We start from the raw sequence: 17,651 nt of genomic DNA on the forward strand, positions 1-17,651 counted from the left end.
CATGGTTACACAGGACTGCTCTGGGATAACTGTGCCAGCGCAGTCGCCATACTGGGCGACAAGGGTAGACGAGGGATCAGCACCGCTTGCCAGGCATGATACAGATCGGGTTTGCCCGGCCAGATATCGGCACTTGGGATGTTTTGCGGATTGAGTTCGTGGTGCCAACTGCCGTCGCAACGGTCGATGAAATTCATCTCGCAGAATTCCCAGAACAACCGGTACCAAGTTTCGTATTGCGCATCTCCGGTGCGTTTGAGCAAGGCACTGGCGGCGGCGCTGGCTTCGGCGTGGGTCCAGTGCAAGCGGTGGCGCACTACCGCTTTGTTGTCCCAGTCGAGGGTGTAGACGATGCCTGGCAGACCATCGACGTCCCAACCGTTGCGGCAATTGTTCTCGAACAGTTTTTGCGCATCGGTGGCGAGCCAACCGGGCGTGAGCATACCGGCCTGCACCCGCGCGGCTTCGAGATGGAGCAACAGCCGCGCCCACTCGAAACCGTGACCCGGCGTGGTGCCGTAGGGGCGGAAACCGTCAGCAGGATTGTCTAGGTTGTAGTCACGCAGTGGTTGCCAGTCGCGGTCAAAATGCTCAATGACCATGTAACCGTTGCCGGCAGCGTGACCGTGGATCACCCGCTCGACGATACGTTGCGCGCGCACCAGCCAGCGCGGATCTTCAGTGACATCGGCCAGCGCGAGGAACGCTTCGGTGGCGTGCATGTTGCTGTTGGCGCCGCGATAGGCTTCTTCTTCGCTCCAGTCGCGATTGAAGAATTCGCGCATGGCGCCCTCTTCTTCGCTCCAGAAATACGTGTCGATGATATCGATGGCGTCATCCAGCAACGCTTGCGCGCCGGGACGCTGCGCAACCACCGCAGAGCTGGCCGCCAGCGCAACGAAGGCATGCAGGTAGGCGTTCTTGCCGGTGTTGTCATCGCGGTGTTCGGCGACCGCGAACCAGCCGCCATGCAACGCATCACGCAATGGCCCGCGCAGGGCGGCGATGCCGTGATCGACCAGCTCGGCAAAACCCGGCAAGCCCTGAATGTGGGCCATGGCGAAGCTGTGGGTCATGCGCGCGGTGTTCATGGTTTCGGCTTGCGCGTTCGCTGGCAGACGGCCGCGTTCGTCGAGGTTGCCGAAGCCTTCGGGCAGTTTTGATGCCTTGGCGAAATCCAGCAGACGCAGGCCTTCGGCGGCGAGCCATTGCTGGTGCGCAGGGGCGTTCAGCCAACTGCTGAAGCCGGGTTGGAAGAGATCCATGGGGGGCCTTTTTTGTTGTTATGACTGCGGGGAGTCTAAACAACGGGTCGGGGTGGGCTTGTAACGAAGGGGGCGGGGTTTGTCACTGATTCGTGACATGAAAAGCAAAGTCAAAAGATCGCAGCCTTCGGCAGCTCCTACAGGGATCGGTGTAGGAGCTGCCGAAGGCTGCGATCTTTTGATCTTCAATCCATCGACCGCGGCAACTGCAACGTCACCCGCAACCCACCCTCACGCAGGTTCTGCAACGTCACCTCACCGCCATGGCTATGAGCGATATTGCGCGCAATCCCGAGGCCGAGGCCATAACCCTGCTGCTGCCCCGCCAATCTGAAGTGCGGCTCAAACACCTGCTCCAAACGCTGCTCCGGCACCCCCGGCCCTTCATCATCAACGTGCAAGACAAACGCGCTGTCATCGTCATCGATATGCAGATGCGCGTTCTGCCCGTACTTCAAGGCGTTGTCGATCAGGTTGCCGATGCAACGCTTCAAAGCCAAAGGTTTACCCGGATACGCCGCCAACGCGCGACCATGCTGAGTCACCCGACCGTTGCCGTTCGGCGCCAGATAGGGCTCGACCAGACAATCAAGCACGTGGTTGAGATCCACCGGTTCGATGTTCTCGTGAATATCGGTGTCCTTCACGCATTGCAACGCGCCTTTGACCAGCAGTTCAAGCTCATCCAGATCACGGCCGAACTTGGCTTGCAGCTTCTCGTCTTCAAGCAATTCGACGCGCAAACGCAAACGCGTAATCGGCGTGCGCAGGTCATGGGAAATAGCGCTGAACAACTGGCTGCGCTCAGTCAGGTAGCGGCTGATGCGCTCGCGCATGGTGTTGAAGGCGCGCCCCACTTCGACCACTTCACTGCCACCACCCTCGGCCACCGGTTCGACGTCGGCGCCCAGCGACAGATCCCGTGCGGCACGTGCCAGACGCTTGAGCGGCCGGCTCTGCCAGTGCACCAACAGGCCGATGAACAGCAGCAAAAATCCGCTGGTGAGGACGATGAACCACACTTGTTGCGACGGCAGTCCCTGTTCTTCAAGACTGGTGTACGGCTCGGGCAACAGTGAGGCGATGTACAGCCATTCGCCCGGCGCCATCTGAATTTGCGTGACCAAAACGGGCGGATTCACCGGTTCCAGGGTCAGCGCGTAATGCGCCCAGGAACGTGGCAATTCATCCAGCTTCAGCCCGGCATTGAAAATCCGCAGATCTTCGGGGCTGACAAAGGTCACCGAAATATCGGTGTCATGGCCCAACGTCTGCCGCAGTACTTCGTCGACCGCTTTCATCACCGCCGCTTTACGCGGTGTGACCGGCAGCACGTCCATGCCCAACGGCTTGTCGTTGAGCGTCACGACAAAGCGGGTACCGCCCATGCTGCGCAATTGATCGAGCACCAGCGGTCGATATGCCACCGGCAACGAGCGGAAATAACTGACGCTGGCGGTCATCGAATGGGCGAGGCTGCGGGCGCTGGTGACCAGACCTTCGAGCTGCGTGGCGCGCAGTTGCGAAACCCAGATCACGCTCGACAAGGTCTGCGCAAACAACACCGCGAGCAACGTCAGCAGCAACATGCGCCCGAGCAGCGAGCGCGGCACCGGCACCTTGGCGGCGAGTTTACGCAGCGACTCAGTGGCCATTGCCGGCAACCACGTTGGCTGCCAGTTGGTAGCCACTGCCGCGCACGGTGCGAATCAGTCGTGGCGGTTTCTCGGTGTCGCGCAGGCGCTGGCGCAAACGGCTGACGGCCATGTCGACGATGCGATCGAGTGGCATCAGATCGCGGCCCCGGGTGGCGTTGCCGATGGTGTCGCGGTCGAGGATTTCCTGCGGGTGATCGAGGAACAGTTTCAGCAGGGCGAAGTCGGCGCCGGAGAGAATCACTTCCTCGCCGTCGGTGTGAAACAGGCGGTGGCTGACCATGTCTAGGCGCCATTCATCGAAGGCCAGCACGTCGCTGCCACTGCGCTCCTGACCGAATTGCGCACGCCGCAGCAGAGCTTTGATGCGGGCTTGCAGTTCGCGGGGGCTGAAGGGTTTGCCGAGGTAGTCGTCGGCACCGAGTTCGAGACCGATTACGCGATCGGCTTCATCGGAACTGGCGGTGAGCATGATAATCGGCACCTGCGCCTGACGCGGATGCTGACGCACCCAACGGCACAGGCTGAAGCCGTCTTCGTCGGGCAGCATGACATCGAGGATCACCAGATCGCTCGGCGCCTCGTTGAGGGCCTGACGGAAACTGGCACCGTCGGCGGTGGCCCGCACCTGAAACCCGGCGCGGGTCAGGTAGGTTTCCAGCAACTCGCGTATTTCCTGGTCGTCATCGACCAACAATATCGACTTGTTGACTGAGCTCACTTCGAAGGCATCCTTGTTGTTGGAATTGGGGCGGATTATGCCTGATGAACCGATCGTTCCCACGCTCTGCGTGGGAACGATCATCAGCCAGCCTGTTCCAGGGCCACACCCGCGCCCATAAGGCCGGAATACGGCGCTGTCACCAGCCACACCGGAATGCCTTTGAAGTAATCGCTCATGCAACCTTTGTCAGCAAAGCTACGGGCGAAACCGCTTTCGAGGAAGAAATCGGCGAAGCGTGGAATCACACCGCCGACGATATACACCCCGCCACGCCCGCCCGTGGTCAGCACGTTGTTGCCGGCGACACGGCCGAGCCAGCAGCAGAACTGCTCGAGCACTTCCAGGGCAATCGGATCACCGGCCAAACCAGCTGCCGTAATCGCTTCCGGCGTGTCGAGTGTCGGCTCATGCCCGTCCACTGCGCAAATCGCGCGATAGACTCGCGGCAGACCACCACCGCTCAACGCGGTTTCCGCGCTGACATGGCCGATCTCGTTAAAGATGTGCTGCCATAGCTGGGTTTCACGCGGACTGCTCAGCGGCAGATCGACGTGCCCCCCCTCGCCCGGCAACGCCGCGAAACGACCTTCACCGAGATCCAGCAAAGTACCGACGCCAAGGCCGGTGCCCGGGCCAATCACCACCGCCGGACGCAACGGCTCCGGCGTGCCCTCGCAGACCACACGAAATTCGCCCGGCTGCAAACGGGTCATGCCCAGCGCCATCGCCGAGAAGTCGTTGACCAGCAACAACTGCTCGACCTGCAAGGTTTTGCAGAACGCGGTGCGGCTCAGGCGCCAGTGATTGTTGGTGAATTTGAACTCATCACCACTGACGGGACCTGCCACCGACAAGCACACCGAACCGATCGAACCCGGCGCCAGACCGAGCCCGCGCAGATAGAGGCTGATCGCCTCTTCCGGGCTGGCGTGGTCGGCCGTGGCCAGCACCTGAACCGATTGCAGTTGCTGGTTTTTCCACAACGCGAACCGCGCGTTGGTGCCTCCGATGTCACCGACCAAAGCCAGTTTCAATTAAGCGTCTCCAGGGCAGAAGTGAAGGCGCTGGCGCCCTGCTCCGCCGAGCTGAAGGCCATGCGCATGAAGCCGAACAGTTCGCGCCCGCTGCCGATGTTGTTGCCCAACAGGCCTTTGGCGGGTTCGCGCGCTGCAAATTCTGCGGCGTCGACCTTGAGTTCCAAAGTGCCTTTGACGCCATCGACGCGGATGATATCGCCCTCTTGCACGCGCGCCAAAGCACCACCGACATAAGCTTCCGGGCTGACGTGAATCGCTGCGGGGATTTTCCCCGAGGCGCCGGACATCCGGCCGTCAGTCACCAGGGCGACTTTGAAGCCGCGATCCTGCAGCACGCCGAGGAACGGCGTCATTTTGTGCAGCTCCGGCATACCGTTGGAACGCGGGCCCTGGAAGCGCATCACCGCGACGAAATCCTTTTCCAGCAGGCCGGCCTTGAACGCGTCGGCCAGATCTTGTTGATCCTGGAACACCATCGCTGGCGCTTCGACGATCTGGTTTTCCAGCGCAACGGCGGACACCTTCATCACACCGCGACCGAGGTTGCCTTCCATCACACGCAGACCACCCTCTGCCGAGAACGCACGGGCGACCGGGCGCAGGATATTTTCGTCGAGACTGTCGACCGGACCTTCGCGCCATACCAGTTCGCCGTTATCGAGGAACGGTTCCTTGGTGTATTTGCTCAAGCCGTGGCCAAGCACGGTGTTGACGTCTTCGTGCAGCAGACCGGCGCCAAGCAGTTCGCGGATCAGGAACGACATGCCGCCCGCTGCCTGGAAGTGGTTGATGTCGGCTTTGCCGTTCGGGTAGACGTGGCTCAGGGTCGGCACGACTTCGGAGAGGTCGGCCATGTCCTGCCAGGTCAGTTGAATACCCGCCGCCATGGCAATGGCCGGCATGTGCAGGGTGTGATTGGTCGAGCCGCCGGTGGCGTGCAGCGCAACAATGGAGTTGACCAGCGACTTCTCGTCGACGATTTCGCCGATCGGCATGAAGTTGCCGTTCTGTTTGGTCAGGCGCGTAACTTGATGCGCAGCTTCGCGGGTCAGCGCATCACGCAGCGGCGTGTTCGGATTGACGAAAGACGCGCCCGGCAAGTGCAGGCCCATGACTTCCATCAGCAACTGGTTGGTGTTGGCGGTGCCGTAGAACGTGCACGTGCCCGGGCTGTGGTAGGACTTCATCTCCGATTCCAGCAGTTCTTCGCGGGTCGCTTTGCCTTCGGCGTACTTCTGCCGCACGTCGGCTTTTTCCTTGTTGGAAATCCCCGAGACCATCGGCCCGCCCGGCACGAAGATCGTCGGCAGGTGACCGAAACGCAGCGAGCCCATCATCAGGCCCGGGACGATTTTGTCGCAGATGCCGAGCATCAGCGCGCCGTCGAACATGTTGTGAGAGAGCGCCACAGCGGTGGACATGGCGATCACTTCGCGGCTCGGCAAGCTCAGTTCCATGCCCGGCTCACCTTGGGTGACGCCGTCGCACATCGCCGGAGTGCCGCCAGCAAACTGGCCGACCGAGCCGATTTCGCGCAAGGCGTTCTTGATCTGTTCCGGGAACACTTCATACGGCTGGTGCGCCGAGAGCATGTCGTTATACGAAGAAACTATGGCGATGTTCGCCGAGTTCATCATCCGCAGGCTGTGCTTGTCTTCGCTGCCGCAACCGGCAACACCGTGGGCGAAGTTGGCGCATTGCAGTTTGCCGCGCATCGGCCCGTCAGTGGCGGCGCCGCGAATCAGTGCAAGGTAAGCCTGACGCGTGGCGCGGCTGCGGGCGATAAGCCGTTCGGTGACCTCAAGGACGCGGGGATGCATGTGTAGAACTCCAGGCTAACGGATGTGGCGACCTGATTGTCTATGCTGATCAAACGCCGTTGTTGTTGGAATGACAGACGGCTTTTTTGACCATTCGGACCAGTTGATTCAGGTCACTCGTTGTAGATAAAACAAAATATTGCCACTAAAAAGGCTTGTTTTCTATTTTTATGCGAATAATCTTGTAATTCCAACAACAAAACGACGGCGGCGCTGTTCCATGACTCTTCGAATCGCAATCAATGGTTTTGGCCGCATCGGCCGTAATGTCCTGCGCGCACTGTATACCCAAGGCTATCGACAGGATTTGCAGATCGTCGCCATCAACGATCTGGGCGACAGCTCGATCAATGCTCATCTGCTCAAATACGACACCGTTCACGGCACGTTCGACGCTCAGGTCGAGCATGACAACGAAAGTCTGACCGTCAACGGCGACCGCATTGCGGTCAGCGCGATTCGCAACCCGGCCGAGTTGCCATGGGCGGCGGAAAAGATTGATGTGGTGTTCGAATGCACCGGTCTCTTTACCGATCGCGCCAAAGCGGCCGCGCATATTACTGCCGGCGCGCGCAAAGTGATCATCTCGGCTCCGGCCAAAGGTGCCGACGCCACTGTTGTCTATGGCGTGAACCACGACATTTTGCGCCAGTCGCACCAGATCATCTCCAACGCTTCGTGCACCACCAACTGCCTGGCGCCAGTGGCGCAAGTGCTGCACCGCGAACTGGGGATCGAAAGCGGTCTGATGACCACGATTCATGCCTACACCAACGATCAGAACCTCACCGACGTCTATCACACCGACCCATACCGCGCGCGTTCGGCCACGCAGAACATGATCCCGAGCAAGACCGGCGCCGCTGAAGCGGTAGGCCTGGTGCTGCCGGAACTGGCGGGCAAGCTGACCGGCATGGCCGTGCGCGTGCCGGTAATCAATGTGTCGCTGGTGGATTTGACCGTGCAGTTGAAAAAAGAAGCCAGCGCCGAGGAAGTCAACGCGCTGATGAAATCCGCGAGCCAGCACTCGAAGATTCTCGGTTTCAACACCCTGCCGCTGGTATCCAGCGACTTCAACCATAATCCGCTGTCGTCGATATTCGACGCCAACCACACCAAGTCCAGCGGCAAACTGCTGAAGGTGCTGGCCTGGTACGACAACGAGTGGGGCTTCTCCAACCGCATGCTGGATAACTGCCTGGCGCTATGTAACGCCGAGTAAGGTTGTCCTGATCCCCTGTAGGAGCTGCCGAAGGCTGCGATCTTTTGATCTTGTTTGTAAGATCAACATCAAAAGATCGCAGCCTTCGGCAGCTCCTACATTTATCTGCGTCGATCACAAAACAATACTTGACCATTCAACTAGATGATAAGCATTATCATTCGCTTGAAATCGATCAGGTCCTCCCGTGAGTCAATCGCGCTTCAACCACGTCTTCCTCACCCAGCGCACCTCGCTGCTGCGTACGCTGGAACGGATGGTCAACAATCACAGCACCGCTGAAGACCTGCTGCAGGAGACCTACCTGCGCGTGACGCGGGCGTTGAGCGAACGGGCCATCGATCACCTCGAACCTTTTGTCTTCCAGACCGCGCGCAATCTGGCGCTGGATCATTTGCGTGCGCGCAAGATCCATTCGCGAACCATGGTCGATGACGTGCCGCAGGATGTCGTGCACAGCGTCGCCGCACCCGCCAGCAGCGCCGAAGATGCCGCCCACGCCGAACAGATGCTGGAGCGCCTGAACGTGAGCCTCAGTCAACTCAGTCCCCGTCAGCAGCAGATTTTCATCCTCAGCCGTCTGCACGGGAACAGTTATCAGGAAATCGCCGATGAGCTGAATGTTTCCCTCAGCACCGTGCAGAAAGAACTGAAGCTGATCATGACCATTTGTATCGGCGTCGCCGAACGTCTGAATGGCGACTGAAGTTGTAGGGCTTTTCTGTAAGTGCCAGGATCGCCTGCACGGATCAGTGGGCTTTGTTACCCTTGCCCGACTTTTACGCTTCACTTAAAAAAACAGCCGTGCGCAGACACTGCCGAGGAAACACCGTGACGGACACCCACCGCTCGCCTTCGCCGGATTCGGTGCAGGACGCTGCCAACGCAATGGACCAGGCTCTGGACTGGCTCATCGTGCTCGGCAGTCCGGACGAGGAGCAGACCCGGCAATTTCATGCCTGGCTGGCGGCCGATCCGTTGAATGCCGAAGCGTTCGCCAAGGCCCAGGCGATCTGGGACGGCCCGCAAATCGCCCAGTGCGCGCAAAGCCTGGCGGCCAAACCTGCGAAGGTCACTTTCCTCAAGCGTCTGCGTCCACACTGGAAACCGCTGGCCACCGCCGCCGTGCTGATCCTCGGTTTGTTCAGTTTCAGTAATCTGCCGATGCGCATTCAGGCCGATCATCTGACCGTGGTCGGCGAGCGCCAGCGCCTGCAACTGGAGGACGGTTCGAAAGTCCTGCTCAATACCAATTCGGCATTTTCCAGCACCATCAACGATCAGCAGCGCGTTGCCCGGTTGTTTCAGGGCGAAGCGTTTTTCGAGATCGCCAGCGGCCGCAGTCAACCGCTGGAAATCGATGCCGGCCCGGTCCGCGCCAGCGTGCGCGATACCGCATTCGCGGTGCGTTATCTCGATGGCGTGGCGCAGGTCAACGTGCAGCGCGGCGATGTCGATCTACAGGCAACGCATAACGACGCTCGCGTACGTCTTAAGGCCGGTGAGAGTATTCGTATCGGCCCCAACGGTTTCGACCTCCCGGCCAAACTCGACGTCAACACTGACCTGGCCTGGGTGCAAGGTCGATTGGTGTTCGAGAACTGTCCGTTGAATCAGGTACTGGCCGAATTGCGCCGCTACTACCCGGGCTGGATCATCAACAACAACGAGCAACTGGCCGACGTCGCCGTGACCGGTAACTACCGTCTCGACCAGCCGCTTGATGTGGTTCGTTCCCTCGCCCAGATTACCTCGGCGCAACTGAAAGAATTCCCCGCCGTGGTCATCCTGAACTAAATGAGAATTATTTTTACTCGATAGCCACCGTCAGTACGTCTCGTTATAGCCAATGCAATTGATTCGCATCACGCGAAGCCAATCAGTCCCTATAAAGATTCGTGCGACACGGAGCGCTATCGATGTCCTCACGCCTTACCCGCCAGACCGCTTCCCCTTCCCGCGTTCTCTCGCTGCTGACCGCTGCCATCCTGATGGCCGGCACGGCGCCGCTGATGGCTGCCACCGAACAGCCGGCGCGCAACATGGGCGATTACTCGTTCTCCATCGGTCAGAAGCCACTGGTGTCGGCACTCAATGACTTCACCGCCGTGACCGGTTGGCAGGTCGGCTTGCCGGCAGAATTGGGTCAGGGCGTGTCGTCGCCGGGCGTGCGTGGCTCGCTGCCAGCGGAAAAAGCCCTGGAGCGTCTGTTGGTGGGGACCAACCTGAGCTACCGCAAAATCAGCAACAACAACGTCGTGCTGGAAAAGCGCAACGCCAGCGGCACGCTCAATCTGGATCAGGTGACCATCAGCGCCACCCGTCAGGAGCAGTCGGTCAACAGCGTGCCGGCCACAGTCACTGTGCAGACCCGTCAGGATCTGGACCGCAACAACGTCAACACCATCAAGGATCTGGTGCGTTATGAGCCAGGTGTTTCCGTGGGCGGCGCGGGTCAGCGTGGCGGCATCAGCGGCTACAACATTCGCGGGATCGACGGCGACCGCATCCTGACTCAGGTAGACGGCGTGGAAGTGCCGGACGGTTTCTTCAACGGCCCCTACGCCAAGACCCAGCGCAACTACGTTGACCCGGAAATCGTCAAACGCGTGGAAATCCTCCGTGGCCCGGCCTCGGTACTCTACGGCAGCAACGCCATCGGTGGCGCCGTGAGCTATTACACCCTCGATCCGGACGACATCATCAAACCGGGCAAAGACGTCGGTGCGCGCCTGAAAAGCGGTTACAGCTCGGCCGATGACAGCTGGCTGAAGTCCGCCACCGTCGCCGGCCGCGCCGAGCAGTTCGACGGCTTGCTGCACTACAGCCAGCGCGACGGCCACGAAACCGACTCCTACGGCAGCAACAACGGCACCGGTCTGGAACGCACCGCCGCCAACCCGGAAGACGTCAGCGCCTACAACGTGCTGGCCAAGATCGGCTGGAACTACAACGAAGATTCGCGTCTGGGCCTGACCTACGAAAAGTACAAGGATGATCGCGACACCGATCAGAAAAGTGCCTACGGCGGCCCGTACTTCAATGGCGCCCCGACCATTCCGAACAGCGTACTGCCCGGCGGCATGTACCAGTGGCGCACCGGCAACGACACCATCACCCGTGAGCGTTTCGGCATCGAGCACTCGTTCGCCCTCGACAGTCTGCTGGTCGATAACGTGAAGTGGAGCCTCAACCACCAGATCGCCAAGACCGACCAGAGCACCACCGAGTTCTACTACCCGATCACCCGCAAAGTGCTGCGTACTCGCGACACGATTTACGAAGAAAAGCAGTGGGTCTTCGATGCGCAACTGGACAAGGCGTTCGCCATCGGCGACACCGATCACGTGCTGACTTACGGCACCACCATCAAGCAACAGAAGGTCACCGGTTCGCGCAGCGGCGACGGCACTTGCCTGGCCGTCGGTCGTGGCTGCACCGCCATTGGTGCAACCAGCACCGCTGACGTGCTGGCCAAAGCCACCGACTTCCCGGACCCGACCATCAACACCTACAGCGTGTTTGCTCAGGATCAGATCAGCTGGAACAACTGGACCTTCCTGCCGGGCCTGCGCTACGACTACACCCAGCTCAAGCCGCACATCACCCAGGAATTCCTCAACACCGTGGCGGCTGACGGCCAAGGCACGGTCAGCGACAAGAACAAGACCTGGCACAAAGTTTCGCCGAAATTCGGCCTGACCTACGCCCTGACCGAAAACTACACCTGGTACGGTCAATACGCCGAAGGCTTCCGCACCCCGACCGCGAAAGCCCTGTACGGCCGCTTCGAAAACACCACCACTGGCTACAGCGTGGCGCCGAATCCCGACCTAGAACCGGAAAAAAGCAAAAGCTATGAAACCGGACTGCGCGGCAATTTCGAACAAGGTTCGTTCGACGTAGCGGTGTTCTACAACAAATACCGCGATTTCATTAACGAAGACGCCGTGACCCCGGGCCGCAACGAACTGACCTTCCAGTCGGCCAACATCAAGCACGCCACCATCAAGGGTGCGGAAGTCAAAGGTCGTCTGAATCTGGATGCGTTTGGCGCGCCGCAAGGCCTCTACACCCAAGGCTCGATTGCCTACGCCTACGGTCGCAACAACGACAACGGCGAGCCGATCAACAGCGTCAACCCGCTGACTGGCGTGTTCGGTCTGGGTTACGACCAGGACAACTACGGCGGCCTGCTGAGCTGGACCGTGGTGAAGAAAAAGGATCGCGTCGACGACAGCAACTTCAAGTCGCCTGATGGCGTCAGCAGCCAGTTCAAAACCCCGGGCTTCGGCATTCTTGATCTGGCCGGTTATTACAAAGTCACCGACGACGTCACCGTCAGCGGCGGCATCTACAACCTGACCGACAAGAAATACTGGCTGTGGGATGACGTGCGCGGTTACGACAGCGTCGGCGAAGCGTCGGTGACGCAACCGGCCAACCTCGATCGCCTGACCCAACCGGGTCGCAACTTCGCGATCAATCTGATCTGGGACATCTGATCCGGTCGACCTCACTGCGCGTGTTCAGGCACCGCGCAGTGAGGTTTTTTTACGCTTGCACGTCGCCTTGTTCGTCTCGTTATCAAGCGCCTCTTTTATCAAGGACATGTCATGAGCACATCGGAAAAAGCCCTGCGTTCACAACGCCTGAACCAGATCACCCACGAGCCGCACAGCAAGCTCGACGCCCTGGTCAAAGCCCACGCGCCGTTCGAGACCCGCGCCAATTTCGCCCGTTTCGTCGTCGCGCAGTACCTGTTCCAGTCGGAACTGGTCGATCTGTACAACGACGCTGAACTGACCGCCATCGTCCCGGATCTGCCGGCCCGTTGCCGCGCCGAAGCGGCCAAGGCTGACCTCGCGGACCTGGAAACCGAAGTACCGGCCCCGGTAGCAGGCGCGGTGAAAAACCCGAGCAAGGCTCGTGCTCTGGGCTGGATCTTTGTTTCCGAAGGTTCGAAGCTCGGTGCGGCATTCCTGATCAAACGCGCGGTGGCGCTGGAGTTGAGCGAAACCTTCGGTGCCCGTCACCTGGGTGAGCCTGAAGGTGGCCGTGCCGAAGGCTGGAAAAGCTTCGTGCGCACCCTCGATTCGCTGCATTTCACTGCTGAAGAAGAAGCTGAAGTGGAGCAAGGCGCGATCGACGCGTTCAACCGCTTCACCGTGTTGCTGGAACAGGCTTACGCCACAGAAGCTGAGCCGGCCTGACACAACACACATCCCCCTGTAGGAGCTGCCAAAGGCTGCGATCTTTTGATCTTGAAAACAACATCAAAAGATCGCAGCCTTCGGCAGCTCCTACAGGGGAACTGCGTAAGCCTGTAAGATCTCCATTCCGCTTCAGAAGCCACCGCGTAGCCCATGCCGCAACCCGCCTCCACGAAACTCGCCCGCGTGCTGTTCGGCCTCTTGGCTTACGTCAGCCTTGGCATTGGCCTGATCGCCATCGTCGTGCCCGGCCTGCCGACCACCGAGTTCATCCTTCTTGCCGCCTGGGCCGCGACCCGCAGCTCGCCGCGCCTGAGTGCCTGGCTGGAAAACCATCGCTTGTTCGGACCGATCCTCAGCAATTGGCGCAACGGCAAGATCATCGCGCGCAAGGCCAAAGTCAGCGCGACATTGAGCATGTTGCTTTGCGCGACGTTAATGCTGGTGATGCTCGATCACGGCTGGCCGGTCTATCTGGCGATTGCCGGGATGAGCCTGGGCAATCTGTGGATCTGGTCGCGTCCGGAATCGATTCCCGCGTGAACCCGCCCCCGTATCCACACTGAAACATCCCTGTAATTAATCGCTTTTTCAGCACTTTCTCCTGCGCAAACGTTTAGCGCTGACCGTCCGTCGGCACGCGCCTCATGCCCTCTGCTTCCACGCCGATGAGCATTGCATGGCGCTGAATGGATTTGGCGAACCGGATAGTTCATATCCGCCTGCCACCCGTTTATTCATTCGCGAGATCGCCCCATGTTCGACTCTCTGTCCATTCGCCTGAAAATCGTTCTGCTCTCCGGTCTGTGCCTGCTCGGTGTGGTTGCGCTGATCGTCGGCATGAACATCTACCAGACCAACCAGAACGACCAACTGGTCAGTGACTCGAGCAATAAATTGCTCACCGCCAGCGTGCAGAATCTGTTGCAAGCCAAAGCCGCCGAGCAAGCGGTGCGGGTGCAGAAGACCTTCGGCGAAAGCCTGACGGTGATCACTGCCCTGGCTGACCAGATCAAGGACATGCGCGTCATGGCCGCCAAGCGTTCGCTGGACGCCGGTGCCTTGCGCGAAGAGTTGAACCTGAGCCTGAAAACCGCTTTTGAGCGCAACGATAAAGTGCTCGGCATCTGGCTCGCTTTCGAACCGAACGCTCTCGACGGCAAGGACAGCGAGTTCGCCAACGATGCTGCGCGCCAGTCCAACGAAGCCGGACGTTTTGCCACGTACTGGAGCCGCGCCGCTGGCGCCTCGCTGAACACCATCATGGTCGAAGAAGACCTGACCAAAACCACCCTCAGCGTCAGCGGCACGCCGTACAACAGCTGGTACACCTGCCCTCGCGATGCCAAGCGCACCTGCCTGCTCGACCCGTATGCCGACACCGTCGGTGGCAAGGAAATGCTCATGACGACCATTTCCGTGCCGTTGATCGTCGACGGCAAGGCCATCGGCGTGGTCGGTGTCGACATCGCCCTCGATGCCCTGCAAGCAGCGGCCGTGGATTCCCAGCGCAACCTGTTCAACAACGCCGGGCACATGCTGATTGTTTCCGGCAGCGGCGTGCTCGGTGCTGACAGTTCCGACGCGAGCAAGGTCGGCAAAAAGATCAGCGACACTCTCGGTGCCGATGGCAAGGACGTACTGCAACTGCTGACCTCTGGTACACCAAAGATTCTCGAACAGGGCGATCTGATTCGCGCCGTATACCCGGTCGATCCGATCGGTAACTCACGCGCCTGGGGCGTAGTCATCGACCTGCCAAAACAAGTGCTGCTGGCCGATTCGGTCAAGCTGCAAGCGGTACTCGACGATGCTCAGGAAACCGGCGTGATCACCGCGCTGCTGGTCGCCGTGGTTGCCGGTCTGGTTGGCCTGTTGCTGATCTGGCTGACTGCGTCCGGCGTTACTCGCCCGATCAATAGCGTTGCCGAGATGCTGAAGAACATTGCCAGCGGCGAAGGTGATCTGACCCAACGCCTGAACTACAGCAAACAGGATGAACTGGGCGAACTGGTCAACTGGTTCAACCGTTTCCTCGACAAGCTGCAACCGACCATCGCGCAGATCAAGCAGAGCATCACCGAGGCGCGCGGCACCGCCGACCAGTCTTCGGAAATCGCCCGCCAGACCAGCGAAGGCATGCAGGTGCAGTTCCGCGAGATCGATCAGGTGGCCACCGCGTCCAACGAAATGAGCGCCACCGCCCATGACGTCGCCAACAGCGCATCGAACGCCGCCAATGCCGCGAAAGGTGCCGATCAGTCGGCCAAGGACGGCATGTCGATCATCGAGCGCAGCACCCGCGACATCAATCAACTGGCCGAAGAAGTCAGCAAAGCGGTGACCGAAGTTGAAGCGCTGGCAGTCAACAGCGAGCAGATCGGCTCGGTACTGGAAGTGATCCGCAGTATCGCCGAACAGACCAATTTGCTGGCGCTCAACGCGGCGATTGAAGCGGCCCGCGCCGGTGAGAGCGGCCGTGGTTTTGCCGTGGTTGCCGACGAAGTGCGCAACCTCGCCAAGCGCACGCAGGATTCGGTGGAAGAAATTCGCATAGTCATCGAGAAGATTCAGACAGGCACCCGTGGCGTGGTCGCGACCATGCATTCGAGCCAGACTCAGGCACACAACAACGCCGGGCAGATTCGTCAGGCGGTGGATGCGCTGGGCAAGATCAGTGATGCGGTGACGGTGATCAGCGACATGAACCTGCAGATTGCCAGCGCGGCTGAGCAGCAGAGTGCGGTCGCCGAAGAGGTCAATCGCAACGTTTCGGCGATTCGTACCGTGACTGAAACCCTGACCGAGCAGGCTACTGAGTCGGCGGCGATCAGCAGCCAGCTCAATGCCCTGGCGAGTCAGCAGATGAAATTGATGGATCAGTTTCGCGTCTGAGCCCGCCACTCAATCCACCACAAAACCTTGTGGGAGCTGGCTTGCCAGCGATGGCGGCACATCAGTCAGTACATTGTTGACTGACACTCCGCTATCGCTGGCAAGCCAGCTCCCACAGGGTCAAGTGGCAACCCTGCAATCGGGGATTTCATCTGACACGGGATTGTTTTGCACTATCATCGCCCTCTCGCTCCGGAGGGCCTTCGATGACTGATTTACTCACGTCCATTCAAGCCGCACTCGGTTTGCCTCGCACACCGATTCCTTTCACCGAGCAAGGCGCCCTGCCCTCGGCGTTCGCCGTCACGGAGCTTGCCTGCGCCAGCATCGCTGCTGCCGGTCAGGCCGTCAGCGAGTTGATCCAGCAGCAGTCAGGTCATTTGCCGGCCGTTGCAGTCGACCGTCGATTGGCCTCGTTCTGGTTCTCCAGCTCGCTGCGACCAATCGGCTGGCAGGTGCCACCGCTGTGGGACCCGATCGCCGGCGACTACGCGACCCGCGACGGCTGGATCCGCCTGCACACCAACGCTCCACATCACCGCGCCGCCGCTGAACGTGTGCTCGGCGCCTGCGCCGACCGTGATGCAATGGCGGCGAAAGTCGCGCAATGGACGAGTACGGATCTGGAACAAGCGGTGGTCGAGGCCCAGGGCTGCGCCGCCGAAATGCGCAGTTGGGCGCAATGGCAGAAGCATCCGCAGGGGCTCGCGGTGAATGGCGAGCCGCTGGTGCATTTCCTTGATTCGCAGGATGAACAGCACCAAGCGTGGCAAGGCTCGGTGGCGCAACCGTTGGCCGGGATCAGGGTGCTGGATCTGACACGCGTGCTCGCCGGCCCCACCGCCAGCCGTTTTCTCGCTGGCCTTGGCGCCAACGTGTTGCGCATCGATTCCCCGACCTGGAATGAGCCTGGTGTCGTTCCGGAAATGACCCTCGGCAAACACTGCGCGCGGCTGAACTTGCTGGATCCGGTGGATCGCGCGGTGTTCGAAGGCTTGTTGAAAGACGCCGATATTTTGCTGCACGGTTACCGCGCCGACGCTTTGGACAATCTCGGTTTCGGCGTTGAGCGCCGTCGCCATCTGGCACCGGGCCTGATCGATGTCGCCCTCAACGCCTACGGCTGGAACGGCCCGTGGCAGAACCGTCGGGGCTTCGACAGTTTGGTGCAGATGAGCAGCGGCATCGCCGAGGCCGGCCAGCAATGGATGCAGGCCGACAAACCGACGCCGTTGCCGGTGCAGGCGCTGGATCATGCGACCGGGTACTTGATGGCGGCCAGTGCGCTCAGGTTGCTGACTGAGCGGTTGGCGAATGGCCGCTCGGGCTCGGCGCGATTGTCGCTGGCGCGTACGGCAAAGTTGTTGATCGAGCATGGGCCGGGGACAACGCAAGCGTTGCGCGTCGAGGATGAACAGGATCAGAGCACGTCGATAGAGCAGACCCCGTGGGGCCCGGCGCATCGTTTGCAGGTGCCGGTGAAGATCAGCGGCACGCCGATTCAGTGGGCGTTGCCGGCTACAGAGCTGGGTTCTCATCACCCACAGTGGAATTAAAAGCCCCTCACCCTAACCCTCTCCCAGAGGGAGAGGGGACCGATCGGGTGATATTGAAGAGATTCACCGACTTGAACGATTGATTCGGAATCCATAATCGACTTGGTCTTGCAGGTCGATGGACAGCGCCAGATACCTCGGTCGGCCCCCTCTCCCTCCGGGAGAGGGGCTGATTCGGGGATACTGAAGACATTCACCGACTTGAACGATCGGCGCTGAATCCATAATCGACTCGGTCTTTCAGGTCGATGTAAAACGCAAGAC

12 protein-coding genes and 2 pseudogenes are annotated in these 17,651 nt (G+C 60.2%); 9 read left to right on the forward strand and 5 right to left on the reverse strand.

The window, feature by feature from the left end; all coding sequences use genetic code 11:
- Positions 1-5: 5 nt before the first annotated feature.
- From ACZZ0A_RS18660 to edd, 5 genes are all read right to left on the reverse strand, one after another.
- Positions 6-1,265: a D-mannose isomerase gene (locus ACZZ0A_RS18660; protein WP_463543566.1), complete on the reverse strand. Its 1,260-nt coding sequence runs from the start codon at positions 1,263-1,265 to the stop codon at positions 6-8.
- Positions 1,266-1,450: 185 nt separating this feature from the next.
- Positions 1,451-2,920 (reverse strand): ATP-binding protein, encoded by a 1,470-nt coding sequence (locus ACZZ0A_RS18665; protein ID WP_463543567.1) that lies wholly within the window; start codon positions 2,918-2,920, stop codon positions 1,451-1,453.
- Complete coding sequence (locus tag ACZZ0A_RS18670) at positions 2,910-3,641, reverse strand: response regulator (RefSeq protein ID WP_003227460.1); 732 nt, start codon at positions 3,639-3,641, stop codon at positions 2,910-2,912. Before ACZZ0A_RS18670 ends, ACZZ0A_RS18665 begins: the two co-directional genes overlap by 11 nt.
- A gap of 83 nt (positions 3,642-3,724) precedes the next feature.
- Positions 3,725-4,678 carry a glucokinase gene (locus ACZZ0A_RS18675; protein ID WP_463543568.1) on the reverse strand — a complete coding sequence of 318 codons (954 nt, stop codon included), beginning with the start codon at positions 4,676-4,678 and terminating at the stop codon, positions 3,725-3,727.
- Entirely contained in the window at positions 4,675-6,501 is a 1,827-nt protein-coding gene (edd, locus tag ACZZ0A_RS18680) for a phosphogluconate dehydratase (RefSeq protein ID WP_095112266.1), read from the reverse strand. The genes ACZZ0A_RS18675 and edd overlap by 4 nt, the downstream gene beginning before the upstream one ends.
- A gap of 220 nt (positions 6,502-6,721) precedes the next feature.
- Between edd and gap the strand changes: the two genes are divergently transcribed.
- The 9 genes and pseudogenes from gap to ACZZ0A_RS18725 all read left to right on the forward strand — a co-directional run bounded on the left by gap (position 6,722) and on the right by ACZZ0A_RS18725 (position 17,387).
- Complete coding sequence (gene gap / locus ACZZ0A_RS18685) at positions 6,722-7,723, forward strand: type I glyceraldehyde-3-phosphate dehydrogenase (RefSeq protein ID WP_007917884.1); 1,002 nt, start codon at positions 6,722-6,724, stop codon at positions 7,721-7,723.
- A 187-nt stretch (positions 7,724-7,910) separates the two neighbouring features.
- Complete coding sequence (locus tag ACZZ0A_RS18690) at positions 7,911-8,429, forward strand: RNA polymerase sigma factor (RefSeq protein WP_007917886.1); 519 nt, start codon at positions 7,911-7,913, stop codon at positions 8,427-8,429.
- A 125-nt stretch (positions 8,430-8,554) separates the two neighbouring features.
- Complete coding sequence (locus ACZZ0A_RS18695; RefSeq protein WP_463543569.1) at positions 8,555-9,520, forward strand: FecR family protein; 966 nt, start codon at positions 8,555-8,557, stop codon at positions 9,518-9,520.
- A 122-nt stretch (positions 9,521-9,642) separates the two neighbouring features.
- On the forward strand, positions 9,643-12,228 hold the full coding sequence (locus tag ACZZ0A_RS18700) for a TonB-dependent receptor (RefSeq protein ID WP_463543570.1): 2,586 nt from the start codon (positions 9,643-9,645) through the stop codon (positions 12,226-12,228).
- A gap of 111 nt (positions 12,229-12,339) precedes the next feature.
- The gene (locus ACZZ0A_RS18705; protein WP_463543571.1) at positions 12,340-12,936 is read left to right on the forward strand and encodes a biliverdin-producing heme oxygenase; all 597 of its coding nucleotides are present in this window, start codon (positions 12,340-12,342) and stop codon (positions 12,934-12,936) included.
- A 153-nt stretch (positions 12,937-13,089) separates the two neighbouring features.
- Positions 13,090-13,479: a YbaN family protein gene (locus ACZZ0A_RS18710; RefSeq protein WP_463543572.1), complete on the forward strand. Its 390-nt coding sequence runs from the start codon at positions 13,090-13,092 to the stop codon at positions 13,477-13,479.
- Between the two features lie 486 nt (positions 13,480-13,965).
- Positions 13,966-14,973, forward strand: a pseudogene (locus ACZZ0A_RS18715) (methyl-accepting chemotaxis protein); the annotation flags it as partial.
- A 327-nt stretch (positions 14,974-15,300) separates the two neighbouring features.
- Positions 15,301-15,831 (forward strand): annotated as a pseudogene (locus tag ACZZ0A_RS18720) (methyl-accepting chemotaxis protein); the annotation flags it as partial.
- 206 nt (positions 15,832-16,037) lie between these two features.
- Positions 16,038-17,387: a CoA transferase gene (locus ACZZ0A_RS18725; RefSeq protein WP_463543573.1), complete on the forward strand. Its 1,350-nt coding sequence runs from the start codon at positions 16,038-16,040 to the stop codon at positions 17,385-17,387.
- Positions 17,388-17,651: the final 264 nt, after the last annotated feature.

Source organism: Pseudomonas sp. AC242, from assembly GCF_979258655.1.

Excerpts from the sequence above, each read along its gene's own strand:
- gap (WP_007917884.1), top strand. The coding sequence starts at position 6,722 with ATGACTCTTCGAATCGCAATCAATGGTTTTGGCCGCATCGGCCGTAAT.
- ACZZ0A_RS18725 (WP_463543573.1), top strand. The coding sequence starts at position 16,038 with ATGACTGATTTACTCACGTCCATTCAAGCCGCACTCGGTTTGCCTCGC.
- ACZZ0A_RS18705 (WP_463543571.1), top strand. The coding sequence starts at position 12,340 with ATGAGCACATCGGAAAAAGCCCTGCGTTCACAACGCCTGAACCAGATC.
- ACZZ0A_RS18700 (WP_463543570.1), top strand. The coding sequence starts at position 9,643 with ATGTCCTCACGCCTTACCCGCCAGACCGCTTCCCCTTCCCGCGTTCTC.
- ACZZ0A_RS18660 (WP_463543566.1), bottom strand. The coding sequence starts at position 1,265 with ATGGATCTCTTCCAACCCGGCTTCAGCAGTTGGCTGAACGCCCCTGCG.
- edd (WP_095112266.1), bottom strand. The coding sequence starts at position 6,501 with ATGCATCCCCGCGTCCTTGAGGTCACCGAACGGCTTATCGCCCGCAGC.
- ACZZ0A_RS18665 (WP_463543567.1), bottom strand. The coding sequence starts at position 2,920 with ATGGCCACTGAGTCGCTGCGTAAACTCGCCGCCAAGGTGCCGGTGCCG.
- ACZZ0A_RS18710 (WP_463543572.1), top strand. The coding sequence starts at position 13,090 with ATGCCGCAACCCGCCTCCACGAAACTCGCCCGCGTGCTGTTCGGCCTC.